Source organism: Mucilaginibacter sp. CAU 1740, from assembly GCF_039839285.1.
In the GTDB taxonomy this organism is placed as follows: Bacteria; Bacteroidota; Bacteroidia; order Sphingobacteriales; family Sphingobacteriaceae; genus Mucilaginibacter.
Genome location: NZ_JBDOQS010000005.1, coordinates 41,035 through 55,925 on the forward strand (window position 1 = coordinate 41,035; position 14,891 = coordinate 55,925).

A 14,891-nucleotide genomic window follows, 5' to 3' on the forward strand; every position below is an offset into this window, starting at 1 on the left:
CATTTTACCGGGCCATTGCTTTAATAATATTACACCTTAGGAACGGTGAAGTTTGTACCGTCAAAAACAAAGTTTTTGCTGGTGTTTGAAGTAGTACCTTTAAAATAAGTTGTATAGGTAACTACAAATTTTTGATTTGGAAGCGCTGTAGCCTTGAAATTATTTGTTAACACCGCTATTATCGCGGCGTTCAAATCAGCATCGCTCCAATATGTGGCATCGGTAGCCGCGCTGATGTTAAAATCAGGGTATTTGGCTACGTTGTCTCTTGCCGCTTGTGTACCGGCAGTTGTTTGTGTACCGATATAAACATAATCGGCAGCAGCGAGGGTATAGTTAACCGTACTGCTCACTACCCATTTACCGGCAACCCGTTCGAACGACAGGCTTCCTGGTGTTGAGCCGGTTGTCCAGTTGCTTCCGTCAAATGCGAAAGCTTTAACTTTTTGATAATCGGTGGTGCCTTCGTAATAGTTATAACTTACATATAATACATCGCCAACTTTAGCTGTTGCTGAAACCGCAAGGTCTGCTTTCAATAGCGTGTTAATGTAGGCATTGATATTATCTTTATCGCCAACAACAAACTCGTTATGGTTTGAGCGACCTATTGAAGCATATTGCGCAGGCGATAACAGGTAAATCTGTTTCCACGCGCTGTTCAGATACAGGTAGGCAAAGGTTTGTACCGTTACCGCACCTGCATAGTAGTTGAAAGTAAGTACAGCTGATTGATTTGCCACAGGTGCCGACGTGGTTGGCCAGTAATTTAACCATGACAATAATTGCGAGGCGCTGAAATCCGTGTACTTGTTACCGGGTAACAACAGGTAATCGGCATTGGTAAGTGTGTAAACAGTTTTGCTACTATACACACTATCGGCAACTTTTATTGATGGCGTACCAACGCCAAAGGTAACGGCAGCAGTTGATCCATCATCAACACGTGGATACTCTGCGGCAAGTATGGTTGGAATACTTTGCTTTGCGTCATCTACCGATTGAAAGGCATGGTTTTTATAACCGTATGTTGAAGTATCAAGTTTTCCATAATCGGCAGATGCCAACGTTTGCGTTAAGCTCACCTTATGTACTGCTTGTGTATTTGGGATAACGGGTTGTTTCTGACATGCAGTAAAAGCCAGTGCCAATGCCGTTAATGGATAATATATCTTTTTCATTGTTGGTCAGTTTTTAAAATTTAACTTTTATGCTGGTTGTAAATGTTCTGCCTAAGCCGTAATAAACGTTAACAGCAGATGGAGTGCCTGCCGCATTTGTATCAAATGCGTCTGAAATAAACTTGGTATTCAATAGGTTATTTACGTTGCCTATCAGGTATGAATCCAAACCAGCTATTTTAAATTTGAAAACACCGTTCAAGTCCCAAAGTGAATAGTTTGGTATTTTATATGGGGTAAGATCTGGCTTGGTAATGTTCGAGAACGCGAAGTTTGAATAGTAGTTAGCCACATAGTTATAGTTGGTACCCAACCTAAGTGCTGGCAATACATCAACATCTAAATGGAACCCTGCAGTAGTTTGACCAGCATCACCAACTTTTAACCCTTTTAGGTAAACCTTGCTAACCGTAGCCACAACCTGTTGGTTGCTGTTGAATACTGTAGCAGGGCCTGCATCTTTAGTATAATGCCAATCGCCGTATGAAAACATACCACCAACAGTTACTTCTTTAATTGGCTTGTAGTTAAGTTCCAATTCGGCACCCTGGTGCATTTCGCTCACGCCCGAAATGTTTACACTGTATAACTGATTGGTTTTGGTATCACCATATGAATTTGAGAACGACTCATCACCATAGTTAGACCTGTACAAATTCAGTTTAGCGCTAAAGTTTGATATTTTGTAACCGTAACCCAACTCATAGCTAAACAGTTTTTCGCTAACCGTACCGTGGTTTACGTTATTGGTAAACTTTTGGAAAACGTTATCAAAGTATGGCGGTTTGGTGATGTAACCAATGTTGGCGAAAATATTCATCTGATCGTTGATGTTATAGTTCGCGCCACCTTTAGCCTGGTAAGTAAAGAAGGTTTGGTAAGGGCTGCTTTGGTTTGGATCGCTGTTCAGGTAGTTGAACAAATCCACACGTTTATCAGCCGTTCCCGAACCAGATAGGGTAACAAATGCAGAGAAATTGTTCTTCACGTATTCAGCCTGCATAAATGCGCCGCCCGATTGTACGTAATCTTTGTTGTAGTAAGCTATTTTATCGCCCACTACAGCGCGTTTGTTAGGGTTGTTGATGTCGCCCGATGCGCTACCTACAGCAGTAGTACCTGCATATGGGTTGTAAACATAATCGGCACCTAATAAATCGGTCACCTCTTCATAGTGAGTACCTTTATATGATCTTAAGTCGATACCGCCCGAGAAATCGATATCACTGCCAATTTTGGTGCGGTAAGTACTTCTCACACCATACCAGGTATGATCATTATGAGCCGAGTAAAAGTAAGTGCTTGCAGAACCATCTGGGTTAGCAGCATTGCTTTTTTCAACCGCGGTAAAATCAAACGGCGAGTAAAAATTACTTACCCTAACAGGGTTGGTATTGCCACCAATTGAACCGCCGCCACCTGTGCCGTAAGTAGCATATAATACAGTAGATAAGCTTGATTTTTCGCTTATGGTCCACTCGTGGTTTAATGAGAATACCGGTTTGCTAAACTGATTGTTATAAGGGTTGATCTGTTTGCCATCTTTAACACCTAAATAGTAGTTCCACTCAATTCCTTGCGGAGCATTTTGATACTCGGCAATTGAACGTTGTGGCCTTTGTCCGTGTGTTTGGGTTGCACCCATTAACGAGAATGATAAGGTTTGGCTTGGGCTTAATACTTTAGATAGGTTGAAGAAGTAGTTATAACCTAAGTAGTTCAAACCATCGGCAAAACCATCGCCTTTGTTACGGCTACCTTGAAAAGTCATGGCCCAGCCTTTTTCATTTAAACCGGTTGATACCAATACCGCTGTTTTTTGCAGGTTGTCGCTACCGTATGATTGAGCGATATAACCGCCTTTTTCCATATCAGTATTGCGGGTGGTGATATTAATGGTACCACCAAATGATGGAACGATAATTTTTGATGCACCCAAACCACGCTGAATTTGCACTGAAGTAGTAACATCTGTAAGGCCCGACCAGTTAGACCAGAAGATAGAACCATTTTCCATGTCATTAACCGGAATACCATTGATAGTTAAAGCCACGTTACCTTTTTTCGATCCGCTGGAAAAACCGCGGATGCTGATACGTGAATCGCCATAACCACCACCTTGCGCAGTTGCCATTACGCCCGGTGTACCTTGTAATAATTGAGGGATATCCCTGGTGCCGATTTTTTCTTCAATAAATTGTTGGTTGATAGTAGTCGCCGCGATAGGGGTTCTGCGGTCAACGGCTACGTCGCCGGTTACAACAACTTCTTTCATTGAGTTGGCACTTGGCTGCATGGTTATTAAACCAAGATCGCTTGCGCCGGTAAGCGTTACTTCTTTGGTAACGTAACCAATGTATGATATCACCAATACAGTGCCTTGCTCTGTACCTACATTAAGTTTAAAAGTACCGTTTAAGCCGGTAGTGGTTGCTTTGGTTGTACCTTTTAAACCGATAGATGCGCCAATTAGAGGCTCGCTGGTAGCGGCATCAACAACCTTACCGGTATATACCGACGCCGGTACGCCGGTTGTGTTTTGTGCCGCCTGCACGTTTTTTTCTTTTACTACGATGGTATGCCCTACAATAGCGAAAGTAACCGGCTGGTCTTTAAATACTTTTTCAAGTACTTTAGCCAAAGGTTGATTTTTTACGCTTAATGATACCTTATTGCTGCCAGCAAGTAGTTCGGTTTGCATGAAGATGTCATAGCCGCTTTGTTGCTCAATTTTGTTAAGCACAGTTTGCAGGCTGGTGTTTTTTTCGCTGAGGGTGATGTTCTGGCTGAAACTTTTGGCACTGATATGCAGGCACACTGCAAATAAAAGGGCTGTAACAAGTTTAATGCGCATAATAAATTTCCTTTTGGTATCCGGATTTAGCCGGAAACGTTTGGTAGCACTTTTGAATTTATTTACCGCGCCACCATTACTTACGGGCACAGAAAATGTAGAAAAATCCATATTTTTGTTTGGGTTGATTAGTTTAAAAAGTATTAGTCGATAAGTTTTAATTTGTTAGCCCTGAAAAAATAGCCGGAGGTGGTCGCAACACTTTCGGTTTTTTTATGGGCCAACCTTAGCAAACGGCCTTGCCGTATGCCGCAAAAGGCGTTTTATGATTTTACTATAATTTTCCTCCCGTTAATTGTGAAGTTTAAGCCGCTTGTTTTTAGGATCTCAAATATTTGCGATACGGGTACATTGCGCGATATCCGCCCCATATAATGCCTTTGTTCTACTTTACCCTGATACTCTACATCCACATCGTACCAGCGGGATAACTGGCGCATAATGGTTTGCAGGTCAGTGTTCTTGAACATGAACTTGCCGTTTTTCCAGGCTATGGCCTCGTCGGTATCTACGTTTTCTTTTATGCTGATAGCGTTGGCATAGTTTATAGCTTGTTCGCCGGGTTTGATCTTTACTGATTGACCATTATTGCCGGTGACTTTTACACTGCCTTCAAGCAGGGTAGTTTTTGTTGCCGATTCATCAGCATAGCTATTTATATTAAAGTGCGTGCCCAATACAGCAACTGTTTGGTTGGCTGTTTTTACAAAGAATGGTTTCGACGGATCTTTACTTACTTCAAAATAAGCTTCGCCATTAAGCTCAACCCGGCGCTCATTGCCGGCAAACGCGGCCGGATATTTTAGTGATGATGCGGCGTTTAACCAAACTTTGGTACCATCGGGCAGAACCAACTGGTACTGTCCGCCACGTGGCGTAGTCAAAACGTTCATCGATAAAGACAGGGCAGGGGCATTGGGTTTGGTCAGATCTTCGCTTCTTGATGCTTCATAAACAAGCTTACCATCTTCATCAGCCTTGATCACCACATTTTGCTGATTCGCGATTTTTCCGTGCTGGTTGCTATCTAAAACCAGGGTAGAACCATCGGCCAGTGTTAATGTAGCTTTATTAGTTCCGGGTAATAAATCTTTAACCGGTTTATTGGCTGCCAGTGTTTGCTGGTTTTCTTTATGTTTTTGAGTAAGGGTAATCCCCAAGCCAACCAGTACTAATATAGCGGCAGCATAACTTATCCAACGTTTTTTGTTCGATTTACTCTTATACCCGGTTTGTTGTACAATATTTTGCCACGCAGCCGCTTTATCATTGGCCGAAAACGTTTCAAGTTCTTGTTGTATTGAATGCTCGTCTGTTAACTTTTTGAATAGTTCCCGGTTGCGGTCATCGGCCTGGAGCCATTGTTCCAGTTGGATTTTTTCCTGGTCGCCGAGTTCACCCTGTATATATTTTGCAATCAGGCGACCAAGATCAAAGTGTGCGTTGTAGTTACTCATTTTCCCTTTTCGTACATAAAGACACCTTTGTTTTGAAAGTGGATAAAGGAGAATGTAATTTTTTTTATTTAGATAACAATGTTGACCTTTTTATTGCCGGCCGCTTTTAGAATACGAGGCACCTACGGAGCCTTGAAAAGTGTTGGGTCATTAGGCTATAAACACGTTACTCCTACGGAGTTTGGTTTACGATCATTCAAACTCCGTAGGAGTAACGTGTTTATAGAAATACCGATTCGAGAGATTGCGGCTCCATAGGAGCCTCGTGTTCTGGACTATTTTAACAAGTTTCTCAACATAGGAAAGAGAGAGGAGCCCGAAGACAAAAGAAGGTTCTACTGCTTAAGAAAAGAAAACCCTGCAGCAACAAGCAACGCAAACACCTCTGGCGAGAGCTGCATACGCATCAATTCTAACGCGCGTTGTTTTTGCTTTTTTACGGTGTTAACGGACATGCCCAGCTCATCGGCAATTTCCTGGTTCTTTTTGCCTTCAAAATAACCCATTATGGAGATAATACGATGGCTCTCGGGTAATGCGTGTAAAGCCGCGTGAATTTCGGCTACAGCTTCGGCTGTAATGATAGCTTCGATTACCGGTGGTTCTTCCGGCTCGGTATTGCCCTGAAATTCGATATAGCTTTCAACAACCTTATTATGCCTGATTATATTGAGACTGGCGTTGCGTACTGTGCTGTAAAGGAAGTTTTTAATGGCGATGGGATGCTGGCTCACGTTTTCGCGCTGGTCCCAGTATTTGATAAAGGCCTCCTGTACAAGGTCTTCGGCTTGTTCTTTGTCTTTGATAAGCTGTAATCCAAAATACACCAGCCTGTCGTAATATTCGTTAAAGATGATATTAAGATTTACCTGTTCGGTTACTGAACCGGATTCTTTATGCCCAAATATGCCCTTTATTATACTCATCTGTCTGTCGGCAATTATCAACTCAAACTTGTAGAATTATACCATCAGAGGTACTTATCTAAAAGCCGCATCAAAGTTGAAGTTAACGTGTTTAAGTTACATTAAATCCATGTTAACAAATTGGTTTAAGATGGTAACTTTTCGGTTGCATTTATGCTTCTATACTTAATTTGAAAATGCATTCATGGAGATTAGATTGGTGATATTCAAATAATAAGCCCCTGTTTATTTACTAAACAAGGGCTTATGGTATTCATTATTTAATGTTAATTATTGCTTTGGTTTGCCATCGGCATCCAGCTCAACAATAGGGTAACCTAATTTTTGCAACGCTGCATAGTTTTTAGCTTTATCGCCTACCACCAGTATGATCATCTTGTTAGGATCAAGATATTTTGCCGCGAGTTGATTGATCTCGGCAGGAGTGATGGTTGATAAGATCTTGTTTTGCTCATCAACAAACGATGGTTTCAGATTGTACTCCTGAATACGTGACAGGAAAGCTGCCTTCTGATCATTAGTTTCATAACGGCGGGCATCAGCCTGACCAATCGATGTTTGGGTAAACTTCAATTCATCGGCAGTGATACCTGTTTTCTGATAGTTGGTGATCTCTTTCATAAACTCAACAACCGAGCTATCTGTGGCTGTAGCCAACACACCGGCCGAAGCGGTGAAATCGCCGCCGTATTTGCCCGAGCTGAATGATGAACGTGCGCCATAGGTCCAGCCACGTTTTTCACGTAAATTAAGGTTGATATGGCTGTTGAACGCTCCGCCTAAAATGTAGTTGGCAATGGTTAATTTGTAGTATTCACCTGTAGCATCGTAGTTAATGTTGTCCAGGTAACCGATCCTGATCTCTGATTGGGCTGCGCCTGGGATATCAACAAGGTATAAAGTAGTTTTATCAAAAGCTTTACCAGCTGCCGGCGCAGGGATGGTTACTTTTTTATCTTTCCAGGTGTTCAGGAAGGCAAGCGCGTTTTTGGCTGCTGTTTCGTTTACATCACCTACAACCACAACTTTCGTTACCGATGGCGCAAAGTTGGCATCATAGTAATCCTGTACATCTTGTAAGGTTATACCGGCTACAGTTTCTTCATTACCACCTGCGGCATAAGTACGTACGTTATGGGTGCCGTAAAGTATTTTACCGTAAACGGTGGTTGCTACTCCGGCCGGTTGGGTTTTAGCTTGTTTAAAACCTTCGAGGGTTTGCTTTTTGATCCTGTCCAGATCGTCTTGCGTAAATTTAGGGTGATATAGCTTTTCCTCTAACAAAGCCATTGTTTTGCTGAGGTTTTTGGTAAGTGATGAAACCTCTACCGATACCTGGTCAAAGCTGGCAAAAACACTGATGCTGCTACCTAATTTTTCAAGCTCAGAATTAAATTCCTCGGCAGTGTATTTTTGAGTACCCTCGTTCATCATTTTGCCAACAATACCGGCAAGACCTGCTTTTGCAGGGTTAGCCACCGCGAATAAGCCGCCGCCTTTTATCGACATGGATATAGCAACGGCTGGGATCTCATTATTTTCAGTGCCAATGATATTAATGCCATTAGGCGTATTTACCGACCACATCGCCGGAACTTTAATAGCGGGGTTAGCGCCTACACCAGGTTTAACCGCACGGTCAAAGCTATCTTTAGCTTTGTGGTAAGTTAAGCCGCTGTAACCGTAATCAGGCCTTTTGTATCCGGTGGTATCAATTGTGAAATTATCCGGGGCAACAGGCTGTAACGCGCCTCCTTTAGGCAACACGCTTAATATTACGGCCGGTTTACCTTTAATGTATTGATTGTAAACGCGCATCACATCTTCTTTAGTTACCGCACGGATGGCTGCAAGTTCTTTGCCTATCTGGTTAGGGTTTCCGGTAAAAGTTTGTGCCTGTGCCAGTTCAGATACTTTGCCGTTCACGCTCGATAAGCTGTTGATATAATCGGCTTCAGAGTTTGCTTTAAAACGGGCCAGATCATCATCACTTACACCTTTTTGCTCAAACTCAGTAAGTGATTCATCTACCAATTTTTTAGCGTCGCCCAAGGTCTGACCAGGGAAAGGAACAACCCTCATCGTGATCTCACCGGCAAGCTCGGTATTTGATGAACCCATTGAAGCCTGAGCGGCCTTACGGGTTTTTACAAAGTTTTTGTAGAAGATAGAGTTACGTCCCTGGCCTATGATGGCCGATAAGGCGTCAAGCGGCGACATATCTTTATCATAAATTTTAACGCCAGGATAGCTTATCGATAATAAAGGCAACTTGGCATAATTATCTACATAAGATACATAACGATCTGATTTTAAAACAGGTGCCGGTAACGACATGTTTTTGACTTCAGGTCCGCGAGGGATGCTGCCGAAATATTTGCTTACCCAAGCCAGTGTTTGCTTAGCATTAAGGTCGCCACCGATAGTTAACGTAGCATTGTTAGGGCCGTACCAACGCAGGAAGAAGTTTTTAAGATCGTTAACGCCTACTTTATTCAATTCTTCAATATAGCCGATTGTAAGCCATGAATATGGGTGACCATAAGGATATAGCGTTTTTGAAGCATACTGACCAGCTAAGCCATAAGGGCGGTTATCATAATTCTGACCACGTTCGTTTTTAACAGTAGCACGCTGTACCTCAAATTTTTGTTGGGTAACGGCATCCAATAAAAAGCCCATCCTGTCTGATTCTAACCAAAGCATTTTTTCTAACTGGTTAGCGGGTACGGTCTCAAAATAATTGGTGCGATCGCGATTGGTTGAACCGTTCAATGTACCGCCCGATTCGGTGATGATCTTAAAGTGATCGCCATTGGCAACATGGTCCGATCCCTGGAACATCATATGTTCAAAAAAATGCGCGAAACCCGATTTACCGATCTCTTCGCGGGCCGAACCTACGTGATAGGTAATATCTACGTGTACCAACGGATCTGAATGGTCTTCGGCCAGAATAACGGTTAAGCCGTTGGGCAATACATACTTTTCGTAAGGGATAACCAGTTCCGATCCTTTACGGGTAACTTTTTCAATAAGTTTGGGTTGAGTGCCTGTTTGGGCAGCGGCACTAAAGGCCATAACAGCAATTGATGGGGTAATCAATGCATGTTTTAAATGTTTGATCATTTGTGTTTGGTAGTTTAAGTAATAGTCAGTCAATAGCCTTGCGCCCCCTTCAGCTGGCGCAAGGCACTATATTAAGCAATTTATACTTCTGGTTAATATTGTTGCTGAAGCTAAATGGTTTTTGTAACGGATTTGTGACCGGTGCAAAAAAGGAGGGGTTAACAGGGGTTAACAGAAATAGGGTTAACATTATATTTAAGTATCTGATAATCAATTATTTGTTTTAAAAATGGTGTTAACCCCGAATTGTCACCAAAATGAGGCTTTTAAAGTGATTTACAAATGCGCTTTTTGATGGTTTTATCAACTTTATAACACCCCATGCTCACGCTCTGTCCGCCGCGCGTCCCCCTTAAGAGTAATAGCCCATGAATTGACAAGCGACTTAGAGTAGCCGGATAGCATGTCGAACAATTACTCACCCGGTCCACGCTACGCTGGACCACCCTCTCTGCGGCAAGCCGCAAAGAGGGCAAGAAAAATGAAAAACTAAAAACCCCCTCTTTACGCGCAGCGTAGAGAGGGGTGACGAGCGTAGCGAAGTCGGGGTGAAGTCGGGGTGAAGTCGGGGTGAGTCAATATGCGAGCGGTAATTTTACAACATGTGTAATGATGGGCTATTACCGTCTAAATAGCGGAGTTAAAACACCTGTACCTTTTACCTCCAACCGCCACCCACAGCCTGGTATAAATTAACCGAGCTTAGGAAAATATCACGTTTAATACCAGCCAGTTCAAGCTCGGCATCTAATACACTGCGTTGCGCGGTAATAATTTCGAGGTAATTAGCCCTGCCAACCAGGTAAAGGTCGTTAGCAACAGATAAGGCATTGTTCAAAGCCTGTAGCTCATTCTGCTTCAACTCAAAAGCATGGTTGAAATTATCAATACCGCTCAGGTTATTCTTTACTTCCTGAAAGCCCGAAAGGATACTTTTTTGATAATTATAAACCGCAACCTTTTGCTCGGCAATGGTACGCTCGTACTCGGCCTTAATAGCTTTGCGGTTAAATATCGGCGCGGTAATTCCCCCCAGAATGCCATAAGTGAACGAAGCAGGATCAAACAAGAGGTTTGCCCTGAAGCTGTTATAACCAACATATGGAGTAAGCGTTAACGTAGGGAAAAAGTTAGCCCGCGCTGCTTTAATATCAGCGTTCATGGCGGTAAGCTCCAATTCGGCCGCGCGGATATCGGGCCTGTTCAACAGCATTTGTGATGGCACACCAGTACCGGTAACTACGGGCAATTGAGTTTTCATGATCGATGTATCACGACTGATCTTCGCTGAATAACTACCGGTTAAAAAACTAAGCATATTCTCCGTTTCGGTTATTTGCTGGCGGGTTATGTATTGCATGCCTTTGGTGCGGGCCAGTTGCGCTTCAAATTGCTGTACAGCAAGTTCGGTAGCCCGGCCACCCAACTTTTGGATCTTTACTATCTCTAAAGCGTGTTCCTGTAGTTTGATGTTCTTTTTGATGATGCTTAGTTCAGTATCATAAGCCAGTAGCTGGTAGTATAATCCGGCTATTTGTGCGGTGAGGGCTGTGGTAACTAACCGGTAGCCGCTTTGGCTGGCCAGAAAACGGGCAAACGCCGCCTTTTTCTGGTTGCTCAACTTCCCCCACAAATCAACTTCCCATGAGCTTTGAAAGCCCAGGAAATAATTAGGCACAGGGTCGGGGATATGCTGATCGCTGTTGATGTTATTTGAAAAATTGGTATCGTAATTACCCACACCATTTTGCGTGTACTTGCCGTATTTTTCAACGCCCGCGTTTGCCGCGAGGTTTACTGTGGGTAGCAATTTCGACGCGTTAAACCTTAAATTGGCCCTCGCTGCTTCCACACGTTGTAGTGCCGAAAGCAGGTCAGGATTAGCTTTAAGCGCGGTATCAATCAGGCTGATCAACCGTTGGTCAGCAAAAAACTGGTTAACAGGTAACGTTGCTATAGTCGTTGTATCGGTATTAGTACTGAATGATTGCGGTACATCCGCACTGACTTCCTGGCCCGTGACCGGCTTATAACTTTTACAACCGGCCGCTATGATCATAACAAGCGCCGTATTGAATATATAGATGATTGCTTTTTTTAGCATTGTAAATTTTGATTAATTATTAACGATATCCAGCTCATGGTGAACTACTTCGGCGGGTTGTTTTGATTTTTTGTTTCGTTCTGCAAGCCCGGCAAAAATTACGTACAGGCCAGGAATGAGCACCAAACCGAATATGGTTCCTAAAAGCATACCACCCGCAGCTGCCGTGCCTATTGATCGGTTACCCATGGCACCCGCGCCGCTGGCTACGCACAACGGGATCAAACCGGCTATAAATGCCAGTGAGGTCATGAGGATAGGGCGGAGACGGGATACCGCGCCTTCAATAGCCGCTTTTAAAACAGTTAAACCTTCTTTTTGGCGCTGGATGGCGAACTCGACGATCAGAATAGCGTTTTTACCCAGCAAGCCGATAAGCATTACTAAGGCTACCTGCGCATATATGTTATTTTCCAACCCTGTGATCTTTAAAAAGAAAAACGCCCCGAAAATACCGGTAGGCAGGGACAGGATAACCGGCAATGGCAAAAGGAAACTCTCATACTGTGCTGCCAGTAACAGGTAAACGAATATCAAACAGATCACGAAGATGTAGATAGCCTGGTTGCCCGATAAGATCTGCTCGCGTGTCATTCCCGACCATTCAAAGGCATAACCTTTCGGCAGTTTTTGAGCAGCTATCCGCTCAATAGCTTTGATGGCGTCACCACTACTAAAGCCCTTGGCAGCATCACCCGTAACCATGGCCGAGGTGTACATATTGTAGCGTGTTAACTGCTCCGGCCCAAATACTTTCTCCATTTTAATAAATGTGGAGAACGGTACCATTTCGCCTTTATCATTTTTCACCTGCAGGTTTAAAACATCTTCCGGGCGTGAACGGTACTCTGGCGAAGCTTGTACCATCACCTTGTACATCTGCCCGAAACGGATAAAGTTAGAGGCATAAAAACTACCCATCAGCGTTTGCAGGGTCGACATCGCTTTATCTATCGTAATACCTTTTTGAGCAGCCGTTTGCTGATCTACAGAGATCAAATATTGCGGGAAGTTAGGATCGAAACTGGTAAACGCACCCGAAATCTCAGGTGATGCATTCAACGCGTCCACAAAATCCTTGGTTATTTTGGCGGCCTTTTGCAGGTCGCCCTGTCCGCTCCGGTCAAGTACACGGATCTCGAAACCGCTGGCGTTACCAAAGCCCGGTACGGTAGGAGGCGGGAAGTATTGAATGGAGGCATCACCAATATTTTTCGTTTTTTCGGTGAGCGTGGCGATAATGTCATCTAACGATTCTTTTCGCTCATCCCATGGTTTAAGGTTGATCATGGCCATACCGTATGATGCGCCGGCAATCTCATTCACCAAACTATAACCGGATAGGGTAGAAACCGATTCGATAGCCTCTATCGATTTGGTTTTTTCCTCAATCTGCTTTAAAACCTGTTCGGTACGTTCAACTGTGGCACCCGCCGGTGTGGTTACGTTTACATAAAGCATACCCTGATCTTCAGTAGGGATAAAGCCGGTTGGCAATATGGCGTTGGTTCCCCAGGTAAGTACAAAGAACGCGGCAAGGATAATGAGGGTAATTCCTTTACGCGGCGATAACCAGGTCATGAAGGTTGAATACCTGTTTTGCAGTCCATCGTACCGTTTATTGAAACCACCAAAAAAGCGCTGGCTTAAGCTTTTCTTCTTAGGTGCAGGATCGTGCTTTAGCATAATAGCGCACAGAGCGGGAGTAAGTGTTAAAGCGTTAATACCCGATATCACGATAGAGATAGCCAGCGTTAACGAAAACTGCCTGTAAAATACCCCAACCGGCCCCGACATAAATGCCACCGGTACAAACACCGCCGACATTACCAGCGTAATGGCTACGATAGCCCCGCTAATTTCGCGCATAGCTTTAACGGTAGCATCCATCGGGCTCAGGTGGTCTTCCGTCATTTTTACGTGTACGGCCTCTACCACAACTATCGCATTATCTACCACAATACCTATCGCCAATACCAATGCAAACAGTGTAAGCAGGTTGATGGAGAAACCCAGCATCTGCATAAAAGCCAAGGAGCCGATCAAGGCTACAGGTACGGCCAATGCAGGGATCAATGTTGAACGGAAATCTTGAAGAAAAATATATACTACAATGAATACCAGTATAAAAGCTTCAACAAGCGTACGTAATACTTCATGTATGGAGGCATCCAAAAAGCGGGAAACATCATAGTTAACATTGAATGTCATACCGCTGGGGAATGAGCTTTCCTTAAGCTCTGCCATGCGGGTTTTAATGTTATTGATCACATCGCGGGCGTTGGAGCCAGGACGTTGTTTTATCATGATAGATGCCGAAGGTTTACCATCAGTATTGGATACCATACTGTAGGTTAACGAGCCAAATTCAACATCAGCAATTTCTTTCAATCTTAATACCGATCCGTCGCCTTCGGCACGGATCACAATGTTTTCATACTGCTTAGGCTCAAAAAACTTACCAGAATAACGTAATACATACTGCAGAGCCTGCGGACTTTTATCCGAGCTCTGGCCGGTTTTACCCGGAGCGGCCTCCACGTTTTGCGCTCGGATAGCGTCAATAACCTCGTCGGTTGATACTTTATAAGCCATCATCCTATCGGGTTTAAGCCATACACGCATAGAGTATTCTTTGGCACCCATAATTTCGGCGCGGCCAACGCCCTCAATACGTTTAAGCTCCTGCAGTACGTTGATATCGGTAAAGTTGTAGATGAACTTCTCGTCCATGCTGGTATCCTGGCTCATAATGTTCAGGTACATCAGCATACTGTTCACCTCTTTTTCGGTGGTAACGCCGGCTTTGATAACCTCTTCCGGCATTTCGTCAATAATGGTGGCTACACGGTTCTGTACGTTCACCGCGGCCTGGTCGGGGTCAACACCTACGTTAAAGTAGATCTGGATAACTGTTAAGCCGTCGTTACTACAAACGGTAGACATGTAGGTCATGCCCGGCACGCCGTTAATAGCACGCTCAAGAGGGGTGGCAACAGCCTTAGCACATACCTCGGCATTGGCACCGGTATAGTTGGCCGTTACGGTTACGGATGGCGGCACAATGTCAGGGAATTGGGTAACCGGCAAAGTGATCAGTGCCAGCACACCCAACAGGGTAATAATTAATGAAATAACAAGCGACAACACCGGTCGCTTTATAAAGGTTTCGAACATAGCGTGTTAGGGTAAGTGTACAATAAACCAATGGCGCATGTTTATGCACCGGAGTAAAGCGGG

The 14,891-nt window shown here is 43.8% G+C and carries 7 protein-coding genes; all 7 read right to left on the reverse strand.

What is annotated here, in order from left to right:
* Positions 1–29: 29 nt before the first annotated feature.
* Positions 30–1,181 carry a hypothetical protein gene (locus tag AAFN85_RS12655; protein WP_347527689.1) on the reverse strand — a complete coding sequence of 384 codons (1,152 nt, stop codon included), beginning with the start codon at positions 1,179–1,181 and terminating at the stop codon, positions 30–32.
* A gap of 13 nt (positions 1,182–1,194) precedes the next feature.
* On the reverse strand, positions 1,195–4,146 hold the full coding sequence (locus AAFN85_RS12660) for a TonB-dependent receptor (RefSeq protein WP_347527690.1): 2,952 nt from the start codon (positions 4,144–4,146) through the stop codon (positions 1,195–1,197).
* A gap of 152 nt (positions 4,147–4,298) precedes the next feature.
* Positions 4,299–5,492: a FecR domain-containing protein gene (locus AAFN85_RS12665; RefSeq protein WP_347527691.1), complete on the reverse strand. Its 1,194-nt coding sequence runs from the start codon at positions 5,490–5,492 to the stop codon at positions 4,299–4,301.
* Between the two features lie 335 nt (positions 5,493–5,827).
* Positions 5,828–6,418, reverse strand: a complete 591-nt coding sequence (locus AAFN85_RS12670) for an RNA polymerase sigma-70 factor (protein ID WP_347527693.1) — start codon at positions 6,416–6,418, stop codon at positions 5,828–5,830.
* A gap of 270 nt (positions 6,419–6,688) precedes the next feature.
* The gene (locus AAFN85_RS12675; RefSeq protein WP_347527694.1) at positions 6,689–9,547 is read right to left on the reverse strand and encodes a pitrilysin family protein; all 2,859 of its coding nucleotides are present in this window, start codon (positions 9,545–9,547) and stop codon (positions 6,689–6,691) included.
* Between the two features lie 658 nt (positions 9,548–10,205).
* On the reverse strand, positions 10,206–11,651 hold the full coding sequence (locus tag AAFN85_RS12680) for a TolC family protein (RefSeq protein WP_347527695.1): 1,446 nt from the start codon (positions 11,649–11,651) through the stop codon (positions 10,206–10,208).
* A 12-nt stretch (positions 11,652–11,663) separates the two neighbouring features.
* Positions 11,664–14,828, reverse strand: coding sequence for an efflux RND transporter permease subunit (locus AAFN85_RS12685; protein WP_347527696.1), 3,165 nt, complete (start codon positions 14,826–14,828; stop codon positions 11,664–11,666).
* Positions 14,829–14,891 lie beyond the last annotated feature (63 nt).